We start from the raw sequence: 19209 nt of genomic DNA on the forward strand, positions 1-19209 counted from the left end.
ACGTTGCATTCGGGGCTCGTCAGCGACCTCTCAGCGGGCGGGCTGCAGGTTCAAGGGGGGTTCCGTCCTGCGTAACTTGGCACGCTCGATGGCCTGCTCCGTCACCACTCTCTTGAGATTCTCGATCGCGTTGAACTGTGCGAGCTCGTCCTCATCCTGCATCATATCTTTGAGGTTCTGGATTTCATCGGCATAGGTCTTTTCCAGGTAGTTTTGCCAAAAAGGCTGTTCGAGAATCCGCTCGACCAGCAAGTTGCCTTTCTCCAGCTCCAGCACCCTGACGCGCGCGGCTTCGATGACCGTCGCGTTTATCTTGCGATCAGCGAACGCCCTGAACAGCATCCCGCGCGATTGCCAAGGCAAGTCCAGCGGCTCGGCCAGTTCCGTCATGAACGCCAGGTGGTCCTCGACCTCGTCGATTGTTCCGGTGACGCTGCCGGCGGGGCCCACAACCCGGAATCGCTCGCCGTTGCGCAAGCGTTCGGCAACATGACCGCGGGCTATCGCACCGATTTCATTCAGCCGAGACTTGCCCCTCGCCAGCTCCACCATCTCGGCCTCGACAAGAGCAGGATTTTCCAACGCGTAAGCCTCATGGACCAGCACCTGCACGCCCAGCGCATTGAACAGCTCAGTGCCTCCATCCGAGCAAGCGGTGGGTAAAGCTGCCTGATTGAAGATGAGCTCGCGCAACGCGGTATCTTCATGCATGGCCTCAAGCATTCTCCAGACCTTCTCGGTCAGTTCGGTGCGGTAAGTCAGCTCCGGATTTGAGAAGTCAGCCGACTGGGTGAGCCTGCGTATTTCATTGAAAAACGGTTCGGAACCGAATTCGTCTTCCACTTCATCCCAAATGATCAGCCTGTCCATGAACACTGACTCTGACATGCCCTGGCTCCAGTTGATGCTGTCCTGTATTCCCAGCGAAGGATAAGGACGCTCCGGATCAAGGCCAACGGATTCCGTGTACTGCTTGAGTCGCTCCAGAACGTCGGCGGGCATCCACTCAGGTTCTCGACTGACGATGGTACGCGCCAGTAATTCTGCGCGAAACGAGCCGGGAGCGACCTCGGGAATGATGACCAGAGGGTTGCGTCGCAGATTCAGATGAATGTGCCGAGGGCGAGGGGTTGCGAACAGGCCGGTGGGCCAGCGGTCAATTCCGGTCGACTCGAGGTTGATCAGTTCCAGGTTGGGCATTTGACTGATATCCGGCACCAGCCCCAGCGGATTGCCCTGCAGGCTCAACGCCTCGAGCCTGGTCAGGCTGCGCAGGCGCGCCACCGCCTGCGGCGTCAGCGCAATCTGGTTATTGTCCAGCAGCAGTTGCTCCAGCTGGCGCAAATTGCCAATCACCGGAGGCAAGCGGGTCAATACGTTTTCCCCCAAGTCAAGCGAGCGCAGCCCGCGAAACAATTCGACAAACTGACCCTGGCTGCTGAGCACGTTGGCGTTACGCATGCTCAGACTGGTGACGTGATCGAAATTCGCGGTCAGCGTGGGGAAATTTGCAAGATGCCGGCTCATCGGGAAACCGCTCAAATCCAGCAGCTGCAGGCGAATGACGCCTGGTACCGACGGACCCAACGGGCCTGTGCGCTGCCAGCATTGCCTGAGCGCCTTGTAGAGTCTGTCTCGCGATGTCCACTCGGCGACGCCGGCAGGACTGAAGCGCTGGGCTACGGTCGGCGAATTCATCCAGCGCTGCAGCGTGGTGTTCATCTGGTTGAACTCGGCTTCCAGCTCGCTGATGCGCAGCGGCGCCGCATCGCCCAGGCCACGATACACGGTAGCGATCTGTTCATTGGAAAACTCCGGGTACAGCGAACGCAGACGTCGCTGCAAGGTCGGCCGGTCAGCCAGTCGACGATAGCCCTGCATGCCGCCCAGAAGCCGCATCGTTTCAGGGTCATAAGCCGGCTTGCGATTGGGGTGTTCATGGAGGATTGATGCGAATTGTTCGTGGTCGAGCGGCGTTCGTTGCAGGTCACTTCTGAGCCGCGCCCCTTCAAAAATGTCATAGCCCAAGGCCCTGCGTTCCTGGTCCGGCAGCGCGCGCAACAGCGATGCGAAGAAATCGTCGGAACCGTGCAGGTGCTGGTTGTCTTCATCGCGTGCCAAGTACGTGCCCTCCTCTTCGAGAATCAATACCTTGCGCAAAGACGCATCTTGCGGGCCGACGCTGGCATTCAGTTTGCCGTCGTAGGAATACTCTCGAATTTCTATGCGGATATCGTCTGACCACCCAGCCAGGTTGGCCAACGACGCAAGCTCCAGTCTGCGCGTATCGTTATTCGCCAGTTCGTCGAGATAGAGACCTTCATAGGCGCGGCTCAGGCGTACGCGCTGTTGCGCTGTGCGCGCCTGTTCGCGCAAGCGCAACGGCACGGACTGCTTCTCGGCGAGGTGCCTCAAGTCTTCGGGGCGAGCCTGCTGCAGTAAACGCTCAGCGACGCTGTTGGGCAGGTCTGGATAAGCGTCGGAAAGCAACTGCACATTGCTCCCGCCGGCGACCTCGTGTTGCTTGTACAACGACTCGAACAGTTGTTTGCGTTTTTTCGTCGCCGCGTTGGCGAGGGTTTCCTTCAACGCCTGAACACGCACATCTTTTTGACTGGATATCGCGTGACCCAGCAACTCATGGATTTCCTGCTCGGAGAGCGTTGCGATTGTTTGCTGCGGCAGTTGCCCGTCCCGCAATTCTGCGCGAGTCAGGCGGATCCGGTTCGCGAGCGCTGCATCACTGTTGCCTATGAGCACCGAAGGCCCGGTCAACTGCGTGCCCTCATAAATCTCCACCGATCTCAGTTCCGGCCAGTGCGGCAACTCGGTCATCAAGCCTGCGATGTCCTCGACCAATGCTTCGCTGACCTGATCCAGCAAAATTTGCTCAGCGGCGAGCCCCGCTTCGGCATACAACCCGAAACGCTTGAGCGTATCGGTCAGCATGACCGGATGCGGGTCAAGTTCGACATGCAACCGGCGCAACGCATCTTCCGAAATCCCGGCTACCGTCAACACGTGCTCAAGCTGTTGCGCAGGCAAGCCTTGAGCGGATATACCGAATCGGCTCAGCAACCGCGGTTTGTCCCAGATCAGCGGTTGGTCAAGTTCAGTGCGCCACACCCCGGCGCCATTATGTTCGGCGACAGGTCGATAGGCCTCGGGGCGGGTCGGATGTTGCAAGCGATGCAGCCCGGTGTCGGCGTCCCGGCTGACGGCGAAGTTCTTGCCATCCAGTGGCAGAAAATCCTGACCTTCATGCTGGTAGAGTCCCCACTCACTGGTACGGGCTTTCTGAGGCAGGGTCGCCGGATGTTCATAGGCGCTCAGATCCGGGTTCCAGAGGCGCTCTTCACCGTTCACCAGGACCGGTTTCAGTTGCTCGAGGAAGGGCGAGGTTTTCACAGGCATGACTTGGGCTGGCAACAGATGGCCGGCACTCATCAAGGCCAACTGCGCAAAGTTGATCAGCACGCCGGTGAGATGCGCCGACGCTTGCTCTTTGTCGCCTTTGCTCCAGTCCTCGATGCCCTCGGCCAACTCGGCGAGCATTTGCCCGACCATCACGCCCAGAACCGCTTCGCCGAGGCCAGGCACCAGCATCGCGCCGAAATTGAAAACGTTCCAGGCGATGTCCAGCACACTGGTCAGGCGTCTCCAGCGGGTGATGGCATCTTCGTCGCCGGTGGGCACGGCGATTTTGCGGGCATCGGCGATGGCCTTGTCACGGCGCTGTCGGAACAGTACATCCCAGAGTTCGTCTTTGATGACGTTGGTGACCGGTTCTGCGTTGGGGTTTTCGATTGCGGTCTCGCGCCACCATGGTCCCATGTCCAAGGGCTCACGCGGGTGCCAAGTGATGGCAGTCAGGCGTTCGTTGGCCCGGGCAAAAAATTTGCCCTTGTCCTGCTGGTCCACGAAGCGGCTGAAAAACTCCTGATACTGCGGCGTGCGAAGCTGCGTGAGCAAGGTCGACATAAAATCGCTCAGCGAGGCATATTCTTTTAGCGGATGTTGCGGGTCGTCCGGAATATAGGCAATCAACGGGCCGTTCAAACGGCTCTGGTTATAAATATCCTCTTTGCGTAAGGCTTCATCAACAACGCCCTGTGGACCATTCGCGAAAAAATTCTGAATCAATTTATAGTGTTCATATGCGTTTCCCGATAACGCCGGTATTCGCCGAGACCAATCGAGCCAGAACTTCAAGCTAGCCGGCGTCAGTGCGTCGACTGCCTTCTTTATTTCAGATGGTTCGCTTACCGCACTGAACAGGACAATGCCGGTCATTTTAAAACCCATCAAAGACAGCCGATGATTGAGCAGCGGGCGACCGTCGAGGGTGGCTTGCTGACCCTCCACGACTCTGGTCAGGCGATCATAAGCGGCGGCGCTAACGTCCCCCTTCAATCGTGCAGTGAGCGCTGCCAGCCTGAAAGCGGATTTCTCGCTGGCTATCGATCGCGCCTTCAAGGCCAACGCTGCCGTCGCATCCTTTGGCTGCAACAGCGCCTTGATATGGTTCTGATATTGCCCGCCAATGTCCAACGTCCGACACAGGCTCGCAAACTTCTCAGGAGTAAGGGTATCGATGCGTTGAGGGCGCCCCTGAAGGTCCTTGCGCAAGATGCCCGAACCCTCCCGGAACGCGCCCGCACGGGTTTCGGCGTCTTCGAAGTTATGCAGTGCCGCCGCTAGCAGCGAACTCTGGCGGATACGACTGGCGCCGGTGTCGAGGCCAAAGATGATCGTGTCCGGCACGTAAAGATGCAGGGACAGCGCTTGCGGATCGTGCGCGGCACCGAACTGAGCTTGCATCGCAGTGGCCAGCAACGGCTTGGCGAAGGTTTCGATATCGCTCTGCAAATCCACCAGCGCGCCGTCGAGTTCGGCCTGCAAACGCCAATGTTCATCAATCAACGCTTTCAATTGCTGACGCTCCTCTGCCACCGCGCTGGAATACCAGTCCGGCGTCTTTGCATTCAGAGTCAGCATTGACTTCAGGGTCGCGGGAGATGCTTTTTTTATTGCCTCGGGAATGACCTTGTTGATCCGGTGCTGGTGAACACTTTCGCCAACTTCGGCAACTTCCGTGGCAGACGAAACATTCGCCGGATTGCTTCCTTGCAAATCAGACATGACTTCAACCTTCTTATAAATAGTGAAGTCAACAGACTATGCAAACACCGGCAAAAAAAAAGCCTGAATAACTGTTCATCAGCTAAAGAAAAAAGGCGTTTATCTTTCGAGAAACAAAAGCATCGACATATATTTATACCACCGCCGATAGTGCCAGGCGTGCTGTCTTCCTTGAGCAGGTTTATTTCCAGCCCAAAGGCGCTACCATGCGTCACATTCAGCCCGCACAGGTAACAGGCCATGCGACTACCCGATTTCATCAGGCAACATGTGGAGCGCATCGTCGATGAATGGGAAGCCTTCGCCAGGACGGTTACGCCGGCGGCAGAACACATGGACCGAACGGCTCTGCGTGATCACGCTGCGGAAATTTTGTTGGCCGCGGCCCGCGACATGACCACCGCGCAAACCGCCAGCGAACAGGTGGCCAAGGCCAAGGGTGAAGGGCCCGAGAAAACCCCGAGCCTGGACGAAGCAGGCGCCAGCCATGGTGAGCTGCGGCATACCGTTGGCTTCGATCTGGTGCAGATGACCAGCGAGTTTCGCCACTTGCGCGCCTGTGTGATTCGCCTGTGGGTGGACAGTCTGCAATCACCGGACCTCGCCTACTTTCAGGACATGATCCGGTTCAATGAGGCCATCGATGAAGCATTGGCGGAGTCCACGGCGGCTTATGCCGAACAGGTCAACCGCTCGCGGGACATTTTTCTGGCCATCCTGGGTCATGATTTGCGTGCCCCCCTGCAAGCAGTGAGCATGTCCACCGAATTGCTCATGCGCAAAACCACGCTCCAAGGCGATGCGCTGGCCTGCGCGATCAACATCAAACGCGGTGCGCGGCACATGGCGGTGATGGTGAGTGATTTGCTGGAGCTGGTGCGTAGTCGTCTGGGCAAGAGTTTGCCCATCCAGCCATCACCGATGGACTTCGCCGACACCGCCCATGCGGCGATTGCCGAAGCCTGCGCCGGCAATCCCGAGTGTGACCCGGCGCTGACCGTGCACGGCGACACCCATGGTGTCTGGGATGCCGGACGGCTCAGCCAGATGCTGCAGAACCTGATCGGCAATGCCTTGCAGCACGGTGCGAGCAAACGCGAGGTCACACTGACCCTGACCGGGGAGAGCGACGCGGTTCGTCTTGAAGTGCACAACTTCGGCACGCCAATCCCCGAAGAAGCCATCGGCACCATTTTCGATCCGCTGGTGCGCAGTTCCGAGGAAGAGCCGGGGCAGCCGTCCACAAGCCTGGGTCTGGGTCTGTTTATCGTCAAGGAAGTGGTCAACGCGCATAAAGGCTCGATTGAAGTAACCTCGAACGAGACCGATGGCACGCTGTTCACAGTGAGACTGCCGCGCAGAATCTGAAACACGGAACCCACCTGCAGCAGCCCGTAGCAGCCCGTAGCAGCCCGTAGGAGCTGTCGAGTGAAACGAGGCTGCGATCTTTTAACGTTCATAAACAACCAAGTGCAACAGATCGCAGCCTCGTCTCACTCGACAGCTCCTACAGGGGAATGTGTTCTTACACCTGCGGATCCCCCGCCCGAGGCAAGCCGTTCGCAGCCAGACCTGACTATCAGTTCTGCCAGTTCACCAAAAACGGTGGGGCAGTCAGACTGAGGGCATCGATCCAAGTCGAATCTCTCACAAGATAGGCACCGGCATGCTCAACTCAGTCGCTAGTAACAACCGCCAGTTCTGCACGATATTGCTGGCTGCCGACCAACAGAATTCAATATTCGCCGAGCAGGTGGAAGGCCAGCTCAATCCCGTCGCTTATTCCGCATACGGCCATCAGTCGGCGTCTCGGCCGATAGCCACGCGGTTAGGGTTTAGCGGTGAGTTAAGCGAGAGGATGTCGGGATGGTATCTGCTGGGTAATGGCTATCGCGCTTACAACCCCACCTTGATGCACTTTCACAGCCCGGACAGTTTGAGCCCGTTTGGGGAGGGTGGGCTAAATGCGTATATGTATTGCGTGGGGGATCCGGTGAATTTCAGGGATCCGACTGGGCATGTAAAGCTCCCACGAATTTTTCGTCGCACGCGCCCGCGCGCAACATTGCTCCAACGTCCTCAAATGGCAGCTATTGCTAACGATTATGTAGCAATTCCAGCGACCTCATCGTCTGCAGCTCGGCCTTCAAATATCCAGTTGGGGCAGTTGCCAGAAATACAGACGGAACGTCGACTCCCTTTCTCACATCAAAACAGCACATCTCCACGAACGTCCATGCCTATCAACGCTGCACCGCCTCGTCCACCAAAGAAAAATGTCATACCCGTTCATTCAAAGCCTAACGTCGCTAACGCTGACGAGTCGCATCGTACGGCTTATAACTCGGTTGAACCGCTGCCCAGTACCAGCTCTAAACCATCGACGCTCTTGCCCGATATTTCTTCCAATAGCTCAAAATATGCCCCTGTGCCTCCGACGAGAGTGCTACCGAGTGGCGCCTCGCGCCAGTATTCTGTGACATTCGACACGCACGGCAACCCCACCCAAGACAGTGTGCTGAAAATGTCTTTGGACCAAATAGCGGGCCTGGTCAGAAACGAAAAAAAATAGACTAAGCGTGCCTGTTCCATACACCTCAGGTATCGTCTCGCGAAGCGGTTACTCCCCCACCAACCGCCCCAACCGCTGCTTGAGCATGCTGTTCTCCGCCCTCAGCTGTTGAACCTCTTCGAGCAGATCAAGCGCGAGCGCAACTCCTTCCCACTCCAGCTCCAAATCGTGCCGCAACTTGGCGGCACGTTTGGCCAGTGCCAATTCGAAATCGGTGAATCGCCAGTCACGGGGTTGTGTGCCCTGCGGCTCAAGAATCCCGTGTTCGACGATTTCGATTACGTAGACGTCCGATAGCTGCGACGCCTCGCAGAACTCTGCCATGTCCAGATGAACGATCAGGGGGTTGCTCATGACGGGCTACTCCGTGTCTTCGATCAGAAATTTTCACGCGGGTTGAACGCGGCTTTGCGAGCCAGTTCCTGCCACAACGTCTTGACCTCATCGTTTGCAGTTTTTGGCATGACGGCCTTGAGCTGCACGAACAGGTAGCCGCGCTCGCCCGCCTTGTTCTGCAGGCCGTGTCCTTTGGCGCGCATACGCTGGCCATTCTGACTGCCGGCCGGGACCTTGAGGTTGATCTTGCCGGTCAGCGTCGGCACCGCCACTTCAGCACCCAGGGCCAGTTCCCACGGCGCCAGCGGCAAGGTGATGATCAGGTTTTCGCCTTCGACGTCGAACTTGGGATGCGGTGCGAAACGGATAATCAGGTACAAATCGCCGTTGGCCCCGCCACCAATGCCGGGCGCGCCCTGGCCTTTGAGGCGGATGCGCTCGCCATCGGTTACGCCCGCAGGAATCTTCACGTTGAGGCTTTTGGTGGTGTTGCTCACATGCTGGCCGGCAGCGTTGTACTGCGGCACCTGGAACGTCACCTTTTTCGATTCGTTCGCCAGGGTCTCTTCGAGAAAAACCGCCAATTCCATTTCCACGTCTTGCCCTCGACGTCCGGTGCTGCGACGCGATTCTCCACCACCATTGAAGCCCGGCCCACGGTTGCCGAAGATCGAACTGAAGAAGTCCGAAAAATCGCCTGTGTCCTGACCACCACCGAAGCCACCTGCACCACGCCCCTGCCACCCGGGCGGGCCCTGGAACGGCTGGCCATGCTGACCGTACTTGCGCAGGTCGTCATATTCGGCGCGTTTGTCGGCACTTTTCAGCGCTTCATAAGCTTCCGACGCGTCCTTGAACTTGGACTCGGCGTCTTTTTCCTTGCTGACATCGGGGTGGTATTTGCGCGCAAGTTTGCGATAAGCGGCCTTGATGGTCTTATCGTCCGCGGTCGGTTCCACACCGAGAATCTTGTAATAGTCTTTGAAGTCCATCGTGGGAATCACCATCCATTATCGAAATCGCGCAGCCAGGTACAGCATGCTCTTGTTTGGGGGTGTCTGGATTGACCGATCTCAAGGGTGTGACCGGGCGGCGCATCAGAAGTTTATCGGCAGCGGCGGGTGGTTCTTGCGACCGCCCACTGTCTACCAGAGCCAATGCAGACAAGTTTGGGGCATCCGGCCATCTTATCAAGGCGCCGATCAGTGATTTAGCGGATAGTCGGCCTTCGAATCTGTGCCGCACTGACATACACTGCGCGGCCGTTTTTTAACCGGAACCCGAAAGACATGAAGAACGCATCTCCAGCCCGTGCCTGCGGTATCGACTTCGGCACATCCAACTCCACCGTCGGCTGGCTGCGCCCCGGCATGGAAACGCTGATCGCGCTGGAGGACGACAAGATCACTCTGCCATCGGTGGTCTTCTTCAACATGGAAGAACGCCGCCCGGTGTACGGCCGCCTGGCGCTGCACGAATACCTGGAGGGCTACGAAGGCCGCCTGATGCGCTCGCTCAAGAGTTTGCTGGGTTCCAAGCTGATCAAGCACGATACCAGTGTCCTCGGCACAGCCATGCCGTTCAAGGACCTGCTCGGGTTGTTTATCGGCCAATTGAAGCTGCGTGCCGAAACCGCGGCCGGTCGCGAGTTCGAGGAAGTGGTATTAGGCCGTCCGGTGTTTTTCGTCGATGACGATGAGATGGCCGACCAGGAAGCAGAGAACACCTTGGTCGATGTGGCCCGTGCCATCGGTTTCAAGGATGTGTCATTCCAGTACGAGCCGATTGCAGCGGCCTTCGACTACGAGTCGACCATTGAAAAAGAAGAGCTGGTGCTGATCGTCGACATTGGCGGCGGTACCTCCGACTTTTCCCTGGTGCGCCTGTCACCCGAACGTCGCCACTACGACAATCGACATGACGACATCCTCGCCACCGGTGGTGTGCACATCGGCGGTACCGATTTCGACAAGCAGCTGAGCCTGCACGGGCTGATGCCTCTGTTCGGCTATGGCAGCCGGATGAAGAGCGGCGCCTACATGCCGACCAGCCACCACATGAACCTGGCGACCTGGCACACGATCAACTCGGTGTACTCGCAGAAATCGACCCTGGCCCTGGGCAGCATGCGCTACGACATCGAAGACACCGGCGGCATCGACCGTCTGTTCAAGTTGATCGAGCAACGCGCCGGGCACTGGCTGGCCATGGAAGTGGAAGAGACCAAGATCCAGCTGACCCATGCCGACAGCCGCCATGTGCCGCTGGACCGCATCGAGCCGGGGTTGAGCGTGGAGCTGAGCCGGGCGCTGTTCGAGTCGGCCATCGACAATCTGCTGGAGCGCGTGCGCAACAGCGTGACCCGGCTGCTGACCGACGCCAATGTGCGCGTGGACCAGGTCGACACGGTGTTCTTCACCGGAGGATCAAGTGGTATCCCGGCACTGCGCAACAGTGTTTCGGCAATGTTGCCTAACGCGCGGCATGTGGAAGGCAACATCTTTGGCAGCATCGGCAGCGGTCTGGCGATTGAAGCCTCAAAACGTTACGGCCCGATGGAGTGACACCGACGCCCTGTAGTGAGGGGATCCCTTGTGGCGAGGGGGCTTGCCCCCGTTGGGCTGCGAAGCAGCCCTGAAACTATTCAACTCGATAAGTCTGAAGAAATGCAGGGGACTGCTGCGCAGTCCAACGGGGGCAAGCCCCCTCACCACAGTAGATCAACTGCTCAACTGCTCAACTGCTCAACTGCTCACTGCTCATCTGCACAACTGCTCAACTGCTCAACTGCTCAACTACACAACTACACAACTGCACAACTGCACAACTGCACAACTGCTCAACTGCTCAACTGCTCAACTGCTCACAGCGGATCAAACCATCCCCACTTGCTTCAACTCGCTCTTCAGGTACGCATAATAAATCGGCCCCGCCACTACCCCCGGCAGGCCGAATGCGGCCTCGAACACCAGCATTGCCAAAAGCAACTCCCACGACTTGGCACTGATCTGCCCGCCGACAATGCGCGCGTTGAGGAAGTATTCGAGCTTGTGGATAACAATCAGATACCCCAGCGCCGCTACCGCGACCCAGATCGACAGTGACAACCCGACAATGGTGATCAGTGTGTTCGAGATCAGGTTGCCGATCACCGGCAGCAGACCGAGCAGGAAGGTCAGCACGATAAGCGTTTTGGTCAGCGGCAACTTGATGCCAAACATCGGCAACACCACCGCCAGGAAAATTCCGGTAAAGAAGGTGTTGAGCAGCGAAATCTTGATCTGCGCAAACACGATGTTGCGAAAGGCCTGGACCAACAGGTGCAGGCGATCGAACAGTGCGGCTGCCAGCGGTTTGCGCTTGGTCAGGTCCGGTACGCGTTGCAGGGCGATGATCGCGCCCAGCACCATGCCGATCAGCAGCGTCACAAACATGTGCGCGGCGTCTTTGCCGACCAATTGCAAATCGCTGAGGTGCTTGCTCATCCATTCGCCAATGGCCACGCGAAACTCAGCCGCACTGGCCGGCAGATAGGCATCGATGAACGGCGGCAGTTGCCCGCGCGCCCGATCGACCACAACCATGAACTTATCGAGCGACGCCCCGGGATTCTCTACTTCGTGCAGTAGAAAGCTGATAGCGCCGGCAAAGAGCAGCGCCAGGGCACTGACCACTAACGTCCCCAGCAACGCGACTGCCAGCCAACGCGCACGCCGACCTTCGATCAGGCGCTGCAACTGCGGGGTGAGCATGTTGACCAGTTCGAACACCAGCAAACCGGCCAGCAGACTGGGTAATAATCGAAGCGGAAGCACCAGCAGCAAGCCACCAAAGATGATGACCCAACTGATCACCAGCAAAACCTGGCGTTGAGAGAACGTTGGCATACAGCCTCAAAACGGACGGCGAAAAGGATTGGCAGTCTGCCAGCGTTCCGGGAGGAGCACTAGGATTGTATGGGTCAGCGTGAGTCGGGATTTTTGCGGCGCCTCAAGACCTCATCGCGGGTTTCTCAGGTGCCCAGGGCATTCTGCTCGACCTTCAACACAGCATCGAGCGAGCGCGCCAACGTTAAGGCCCTTACGGTCCCCGGCGATTCCCACCTGAGGCTCATTTCTTCTTCAGACAATCACTCATGAACACCTTGCGCTCATCGCCCTTCAGCGCCTTGGTCGCCGCATCGGCGTTGCAGGTTTTCATTTTCTGCTGCTGCGGGGTCAGCACCTTGCCGTCATCGTTGGCCGCCGGCGCCGCCTTGAGGCAGGTGCTCATGAAGGTTTTGCGCTCATCGCCCTTGAGGGATTTGGCAGTGGCGTCAGCGTTGCAGGTGGTCATCTTGTTCTGCTGGGCCGTGGCGGCAAAACCCTGGGCACACATCAGTAAACCGATCATCAACAAAGGGGCACGCAATATTTTCATGGCGTTTTCTCCTGGTAACCGCACCGGGCAGCGCGGCCTCCTTGTGCAGTGTAGACAACGCTTGTTACACCATCAGCGGCCAGGACAGTGGATAATCGCTCCTCATTAACGCCGTGGTTATATCTGATGCAATACGCTTTTCCCCTACTGGCCATTTTCATATGGGCCGGAAACACCGTGATCACCAAAATGTCTGCCGGGGCGATCTTCCCCGCCGAGATCGGCTTTTACCGCTGGCTGCTGGCAGGATTGCTGTTCACCCCTTTCATGCTCAAACCGGTGATCGCTCATTGGCCGGCCATTCGCCCGAACCTGGGCAGGATTTTTATCCTCGGCGTCTTGGGCATGGCGGTTTATCAAAGCCTGGCGTACTTCGCTGCATCGCTGACGTCGGCCACCAACATGGGCATCATTTTGTCGTTGATGCCGTTGATGTCCTTGGCAATGGCCATCGTCACTCTTGGCCAACGCCTGACGACAGGCGCATTGGCCGGAGCACTGCTGTCGCTGACGGGTGTGCTGGTGGTGGTGTCATCAGGCAGCCTCGGCGTGTTGCTCGAACACGGGGTGAATCTGGGCGACGCAATGATGCTGATCGCGACCTTGGCCTATGCGATTTACAGCACGCTGTTGAAAAAATGGCAGCTGCGCCTGCCCCCGCTGGTGTTGTTGTATCTACAGGTGTGGATGGCGGTGGTGGTGTTGTTTCCGCTGTTCGCCCTGTCGGCAAAGACCGGCCTGACCGCGCAGAACATCCCGCTGGTTCTGTATGCCTGTTTGCTGGCGTCTATGGTCGCGCCGCTGGCATGGATGCAAGCGGTGGTGCGCCTGGGACCAAGCCGCACCACACTGTTTTTCAATCTGCTGCCTTTGATCACGGCGTTGATTGCGGCGGTGGTGCTCAACGAACGGCTGGCCTGGTATCACCTGGCGGGCGGGCTTTTGACGCTGGGCGGGGTGATTCTTTCGGAGCGCTGGACGACGGTGTTGGCCCTAAGGTCCATGCCGCCTGAACGGTAGTTATCGCGAGCGGGCTCGCTCGCGGTGAACGCAAACGCGGTCGGGACCTGTGGCGACTACCGTGATGGCCGCGTTAGACGCCAGCCGCCTTCAACCGCGCCGCGTGCTCGACAAATAACTGCACCGGCTTGGCACCTTTGCCGACCAATCCCAGCGACTGATTGACGATGTCGAAGTGGTCCAGCGCGAACTCATCGCCAATGACCGTGCCCAGGTGCGAGCTGTAGCGACCAACCATCCCGTCGCAGTGCCCGGCCTCGCGGACAAAGGTCTTCGCGAACAGCCGGCAGCTGCGGTTGGTGCCGTCGAACATATTGCGCCCGCGATCAGTCCTGCCCGGCTGCAAGGTGCCGGACCACGAGTAATAGCGCACGCCGTTAACCTCTTCGGGACCCTGCCCGCCCCAGGTGTCGGGCAGGCCTTGTGGATAACGCTGATTGAATACTGCGACTCCGGCCGTCGTCAGGGATTCGTGCGAGGCCTGAATGTCGACCGGTAGTTTCGGCCCACGGTAACCGGTGTCCAGCAGGCCCATCAGCGCGCCAATCACGCGCAACATCACCGCGAGCAATCGACCTTTGGCGCTGTTTGACGGGTAATGCAGGTGCAGATAATCCGCCAGTTCCGAGCCGTGGTTCGGCCCGGCCACCGACGTGACCGACGCCACAAGGTCTGGCCGTTTCGCTGCGACATAGCGCGCCGTCAGCGAGCCCTGGCTATGACCGATCAGGTTAACTTTGGCGGCGCCCGTGTCTCGCATTATTTCGTCGATCCGCGCCAGCAGTTGCTCGCCGCGCACCTCACTCGAATTGAGTGGCGAGACTTGTACCGCAACCACCGTCGCACCACTGCGGCGCAATGCCGAGATGATGCCGAACCAATACGGGTAGAGCACCAGTCGGATAAACCCGAGCATGCCCGGGATCAGCACGATGGGATAACGCGTGGCGCCAGCTTGCGACATGGAAGGACTTCCTTGTATTGGGCGAGAAGACGCAGGGAACCAGGCAGGACGTGAACCAGGCAGCGCCATGCATCGTGACAACTCGACGATCAGTCTATGTCGTACTCGCCGCTCCTGCTCCCCCGCGCATCCGGATATTTTCAGGAAAACCGCATCAAACTTTCGTGTTTCAGGCGACTCACACCTTACGTAGCGATCACTTCCTCAGAAGGTGACGCAAACCGGATTAGCCTCCAGGAGAACGAAATGAATGACATGCAATTATCCGACGTGGCCACCCTGCGCGCTCGTGCCCGCCAGAACGTCGAGAACGGCGCGGTGACTGAAAGCTACAGCGCCGACATTGATGAGGTGCTGCGCCTGCTCAATGAATCGCTCGCCACAGAACTGGTCTGCGTGTTGCGTTACAAGCGCCACTATTTCATGGCCAACGGCCTGAAAGCACACGTTGCCGCTGAAGAATTCGCCGAACACGCCAGGCAGGAAGCGCAACATGCTGATCGTTTGGCCGAACGCATCGTGCAGTTGGGCGGCGAGCCGGAGTTCAACCCGGACCTGCTGTCGAAAAACTCCCATGCGCAGTACGTCGCCGGTAACTCGCTGAAAGAGATGGTGTACGAGGACCTGGTAGCCGAACGTATTGCCATCGACAGCTACCGCGAGATCATTCAATACATTGGCGAGAAAGACCCGACCACCCGACGTATCTTCGAAGATATCCTGGCTCAGGAAGAAGAGCATGCGGATGATATGGCAGACATCCTGAACGACCTTTGACGCCTGCCTAACCACCATCGCTCCTGCAGAATCCGCGAAAATCTGTAGGAGCGAGGCTGGCCCGCTAACGCAGCCTTAAAGACGCGACCTTTTTACCTGGTAGCCTTGACAGTCTTCGGCGCCTTCCCCGCCTTCATCTGCTCAAGCAGCGGCGCACACTGGTTCGGTTCGCCTCCGCTCGGCGCCACCAGTGCCAGCAAACCAGCCGCTGGTGCCGCGATCACTCCCAACGCCACCATGCCGGCCCCGCGCAACAGCAACGGTACCGCTTTCACGCCCGCATCCGGCTTGATGAACTTGCCACGTACATACAGCGGCGAGCGCAGCGAAATCAACCGCCAGCCCTTGGATTCCGGGGTGACCGTGAGGTCCAGTTGCTCCGTCGCCATGTTCGCGGTTCCATCGATATAGATGATGGCGTTCTCGGTATCGAAGACAAACAGTCGCGTCGTCGCCAGGCCCGTTTTGATGTCGAAGTCGGCAGCCGCGCAATTGATCTTCACTTCCTTGTCGCCAAAGATCTTGCCAACCACATAGTTACCGACGTTCAACCCGGCCAGCTCCATTAACTCGCGGCTGATGGCGCCATCGTTGATCAACATTTTCAGGCTGCCATTGGCCGTACCCAGCAACTTGCCCACAGAGTTGCCGCGGCCACTGATGTCGGCATCGCCATTGAGCTCGCCGAAACTGGTTTTCATGGGCTCAAAGGTCGGGAACAGTTGCTTGAGCTTGAAACCCCGCGCCGTCAGTTTCGCCGTGCCCTCCAGCGGTTCGGTATGCCCGTTCAGACGGATTTGCGCATCCAGCTTGCCGCCGGCGACACCAAAACGCAGTGGCTCGAGACTCAGCACGCCGTCGTTCAGGATCAAGTGCGTGTAAAGATCCGTGAACGGCAGTTGCTCGCTGTGGACGATCCGTTTGCCAGTGAATTCGACATCAGCATCCATGTCGCGCCAACGCTCGGTCTTGAACTCTTCGACCGGCAGCACCTTATCGGTCGGCTGCTTGCTTTCACCGCCGCGAGCCTTTTGCTTGGCATTGGAGTCGGCGCCAATCAATGGCGCCAGGTCGGCGAACAGCAATTGATTGGAGACCAGCGAGCCGCTGAGCTTGGGCCGCGGCTGGCTACCGACATAGGCGAGGCTGCCATGAATATCGCTGTCGCCGATCTTGCCGTTGAAGTTTTCGTAGCGGAACACCGCACCACCGGGCTCATGCAGCTTGGCGATCAAGTGACCATCAGTGGCGTAGGGAGGGGTATCCGGCAGCGTCACACCCGTCAGCGGGTAGAGATTGCCTAGGCTGCTGCCGGCCAGTTTGAGGCGCAGGTCCAGAGCGCCAAGGTTGAGCGGATCAGTCAGGGTGCCGGCCAGTTCGACGCTGGTGTCAGCAATTTTTACCTGAGCCTGCAGCGGGAACGGTCGCGCCGAGTCCTGTAGCGCCAACAGACCGCCGATCTTGCCTTCCCCGACCAGATTCTGCTGATGGTATTGACCTTTGACCTTCAAACCGAACGCGTAATCCTGCGGCGTCGAGCCCTTCTCCTGCGCGGTTTTCGCCGCTTTGTCTCCGACAATGTCGCTGAACGGGATCGGCTTGCCCAGCGGATCAATGATCAGATCGAGCCGGGTTTTCAGCGTCTGGTCGTCAAGGGTGACGTGGCCCTTGTCGAAACCGATCGCGCCGATATCGACCACCCAGTCTGAAGGCTCGGCGTCGGGATCCTTAGGATCAAATTTGAACGTCCAGTTGGCTCGACCGTCGGCAAGGCGCTGCAGATCAGCATTGGGCTCAGTCAGATCGATGCGCGGGATCGTGACCCGCTGCGCCAACAAGGCCAGGGGTGAAATGCGCAGCTCAACCCGTTTGAGCGTGACCATCTGAGGTTGCTTAGACCAATCCGGATTGCCGAGGCTGAGGTCTTCAGCCACCACATGCGGCCATGGCACCCAGGCGCGCCATCCGCCCTCGTCCAGTTCACGACGCCACACAACAGCGAGATTGCCATTGATCGCGAACGGTCGGTGCAGTTCTTCAGAGACTTTCTCATTGATGGTCGGTTTGATCCGGTTCCAATCGAAGAACACGATGATCAGCACCAGTACGGCCAGCAAAAGAACAAGGCTGGCGAATATCCAGGCAAAAATTTTCGGGGTGCGCGTCATTGCACAGGGCTCCTGATACGACTGAGCGCCCGAACTGCGACGCACGTGTGAAACGTTAGGCCGGAACGGCCTGTTATGAAACCTAGGACTGGGAAACTGCCCGCAGGTTTAACTGAAATGCCGCTTAACGCTCAAATAATCGGCTGACGACATCCTGCCGGCGTATTCAAGCGTTACCGCCTGCGCACGATCGCGTGGCGAGAGTGGGTCAGAAATACCCACTGTAGTGCAAAAACGATCACCGGAAACACCCGTTCTAGAGCCTCCCGGCAGAACAATCAATTCTGTTGATTATTACCATTGCGTTTATGAACTTTTATATCGACTTATCGAGAGTAGCATTGCCCTCGTACCCACTTTATTGCCCTCACAAGGAGCACCTAATCATGAAACGTCAATTGCTGCTAAGTCTCACCCTCTCAATGCTGGCCAGCACTGCATTCGCTCTGCCAGCTGCTGAACAGGCAACTCCGCAGGTGAAATCCGCTTCAGTTTTCAGCCAGACAGTTGCGGCTGACGGCTCCGATCGCACCCCAGGTCAAACCCTGGCCGAAGGCGGTAACGATCGCTTGAAAGAAAAAGGCCTGATCACTCAGGACGGTTCCGATCGCACTCCAGGCCAAACGCTGGCTGCTGATGGCTCCGACCGTACACCTGGGCAAACACTGGCTGCCGATGGCTCCGACCGTACACCTGGCCAGACGCTGGCTGAAGACGGTTTCGACCGTACGCCACAAGGCCAGACCGTTGCCGAAGATGGCTACGACCGTACGCCACAAGGCCAGACCGTCGCCGAAGATGGCTACGACCGCACCCCACAAGGTCAGACAGTTGCCGAAGGTGGTGGTGACCGCGTGATCGAACGCAACAGCAGCTTGAGCTGAGCCCATGACGGCCCGGAAAAAAAGCCCAATCCACAGATTGGGCTTTTGACTTCTATCCCCTTCAGTAAGTCGCCCTTCCCCACGCAAATCTTCCGATAGTCGTTCGACGCCGGCAAAGCCGATTTGCTAGAGTGCGCCGCTGTCCCGTTCAGAAAAACCTTGCGATGCTGCCCCGCGCCGAACAGAAGCAACAAACCCGCAATGCCTTGATGGATGCTGCCCGCCATCTGATGGAGTGTGGCCGCGGATTCGGCAGCCTGAGCCTGCGCGAGGTGGCGAAAACGGCGGGCATCGTTCCGACCGGTTTTTACCGACACTTCGCAGACATGGACGAGTTGGGCCTGGTGTTGGTCAGCGAAGTCGGGCAAACCTTCCGTGAAACCATTCGCCTGGTGCGCCACAACGAGTTTGAGATGGGCGGCATTATTGATGCCTCCGTGCGCATCTTCCTTGATGTGGTGTCCGCCAACCGCTCACAGTTCCTCTTTCTGGCTCGCGAGCAATACGGCGGATCGCTGCCGGTACGTCTGGCGATTGGTAGATTGCGCGAAGATATCAGCTCTGACCTGGCCACCGACTTGTCGCTCATGCCCAAATTGCAGCATCTGGACATCGCCGGTTTGAGCGTAATGGCCGACCTTGTGGTGAAAAGCGTGTTCGCTACTCTGCCGGATATTATTGATCCCCCGGCGCAAGACCTTCCCGGGCATTTAACGCCGCAAGCCAAGATCACTCAGCAGCTTCGATTCATCTTTATCGGGCTCAAGCACTGGCAGGGATTGGGCAGCGTGGAATAAATGGCCTTTGCCGGAGCAATTCAGCTCCTGCATGAATCAATCCCTCGCCACAAACTGGTGCCGAGCATGAATGAGGCGCACCATTTCAACGCATCAAGCGTTGATTTCCCCTGATCATCCTACAATCCTG

Annotated in this window: 14 protein-coding genes; 7 read left to right on the forward strand and 7 right to left on the reverse strand. The window is 58.2% G+C overall.

Annotated features, from left to right (window positions below; translation table 11 throughout):
- Positions 1-30: 30 nt before the first annotated feature.
- A complete protein-coding gene (locus F8N12_RS13995; RefSeq protein ID WP_150580951.1) occupies positions 31-5142 on the reverse strand; it encodes a dermonecrotic toxin domain-containing protein in 5112 nt (1703 codons plus the stop codon).
- A 240-nt stretch (positions 5143-5382) separates the two neighbouring features.
- Here F8N12_RS13995 and F8N12_RS14000 point away from each other — a divergent pair, with 240 nt between their 5' ends.
- A complete protein-coding gene (locus tag F8N12_RS14000; protein ID WP_150580952.1) occupies positions 5383-6510 on the forward strand; it encodes a sensor histidine kinase in 1128 nt (375 codons plus the stop codon).
- 298 nt (positions 6511-6808) lie between these two features.
- A complete protein-coding gene (locus tag F8N12_RS28275) occupies positions 6809-7714 on the forward strand; it encodes an RHS repeat-associated core domain-containing protein (protein ID WP_150580953.1) in 906 nt (301 codons plus the stop codon).
- 48 nt (positions 7715-7762) lie between these two features.
- Here F8N12_RS28275 and F8N12_RS14010 read toward each other — a convergent pair whose 3' ends face one another.
- Positions 7763-8068: a chaperone modulator CbpM gene (locus F8N12_RS14010; protein ID WP_150580954.1), complete on the reverse strand. Its 306-nt coding sequence runs from the start codon at positions 8066-8068 to the stop codon at positions 7763-7765.
- 23 nt (positions 8069-8091) lie between these two features.
- Positions 8092-9042, reverse strand: a complete 951-nt coding sequence (locus F8N12_RS14015) for a DnaJ C-terminal domain-containing protein (RefSeq protein WP_150580955.1) — start codon at positions 9040-9042, stop codon at positions 8092-8094.
- Between the two features lie 297 nt (positions 9043-9339).
- Here F8N12_RS14015 and F8N12_RS14020 point away from each other — a divergent pair, with 297 nt between their 5' ends.
- Positions 9340-10614, forward strand: coding sequence for an Hsp70 family protein (locus F8N12_RS14020; protein ID WP_150580956.1), 1275 nt, complete (start codon positions 9340-9342; stop codon positions 10612-10614).
- Between the two features lie 309 nt (positions 10615-10923).
- On the opposite strand, the gene F8N12_RS14030 is transcribed toward F8N12_RS14020, so the two are convergent.
- Together F8N12_RS14030 and F8N12_RS14035 are read right to left on the reverse strand one after the other, a co-directional pair.
- The gene (locus F8N12_RS14030) at positions 10924-11937 is read right to left on the reverse strand and encodes an AI-2E family transporter (RefSeq protein ID WP_150580957.1); all 1014 of its coding nucleotides are present in this window, start codon (positions 11935-11937) and stop codon (positions 10924-10926) included.
- Positions 11938-12160: 223 nt separating this feature from the next.
- Complete coding sequence (locus F8N12_RS14035; protein WP_150580958.1) at positions 12161-12469, reverse strand: PsiF family protein; 309 nt, start codon at positions 12467-12469, stop codon at positions 12161-12163.
- 126 nt (positions 12470-12595) lie between these two features.
- Between F8N12_RS14035 and F8N12_RS14040 the strand changes: the two genes are divergently transcribed.
- Positions 12596-13489: a DMT family transporter gene (locus F8N12_RS14040; protein WP_150580959.1), complete on the forward strand. Its 894-nt coding sequence runs from the start codon at positions 12596-12598 to the stop codon at positions 13487-13489.
- A gap of 73 nt (positions 13490-13562) precedes the next feature.
- On the opposite strand, the gene F8N12_RS14045 is transcribed toward F8N12_RS14040, so the two are convergent.
- A complete protein-coding gene (locus tag F8N12_RS14045) occupies positions 13563-14453 on the reverse strand; it encodes a lipase family alpha/beta hydrolase (RefSeq protein WP_150580960.1) in 891 nt (296 codons plus the stop codon).
- 246 nt (positions 14454-14699) lie between these two features.
- On the opposite strand from F8N12_RS14045, the gene F8N12_RS14050 reads away from it, so the two are divergent.
- Positions 14700-15230 carry a ferritin-like domain-containing protein gene (locus tag F8N12_RS14050; RefSeq protein ID WP_150580961.1) on the forward strand — a complete coding sequence of 177 codons (531 nt, stop codon included), beginning with the start codon at positions 14700-14702 and terminating at the stop codon, positions 15228-15230.
- Between the two features lie 92 nt (positions 15231-15322).
- Here the strand turns inward: F8N12_RS14050 and F8N12_RS14055 are convergent, their stop codons facing one another.
- On the reverse strand, positions 15323-17398 hold the full coding sequence (locus F8N12_RS14055) for an AsmA family protein (protein WP_150580962.1): 2076 nt from the start codon (positions 17396-17398) through the stop codon (positions 15323-15325).
- A gap of 386 nt (positions 17399-17784) precedes the next feature.
- On the opposite strand from F8N12_RS14055, the gene F8N12_RS14060 reads away from it, so the two are divergent.
- The gene (locus F8N12_RS14060; RefSeq protein WP_150580963.1) at positions 17785-18282 is read left to right on the forward strand and encodes a hypothetical protein; all 498 of its coding nucleotides are present in this window, start codon (positions 17785-17787) and stop codon (positions 18280-18282) included.
- A 164-nt stretch (positions 18283-18446) separates the two neighbouring features.
- Positions 18447-19079: a TetR family transcriptional regulator gene (locus F8N12_RS14065; RefSeq protein WP_150580964.1), complete on the forward strand. Its 633-nt coding sequence runs from the start codon at positions 18447-18449 to the stop codon at positions 19077-19079.
- Positions 19080-19209: the final 130 nt, after the last annotated feature.

The organism is Pseudomonas fluorescens (genome assembly GCF_902497625.1).
Classification (GTDB): Bacteria; Pseudomonadota; Gammaproteobacteria; order Pseudomonadales; family Pseudomonadaceae; genus Aquipseudomonas; species Aquipseudomonas fluorescens_BQ.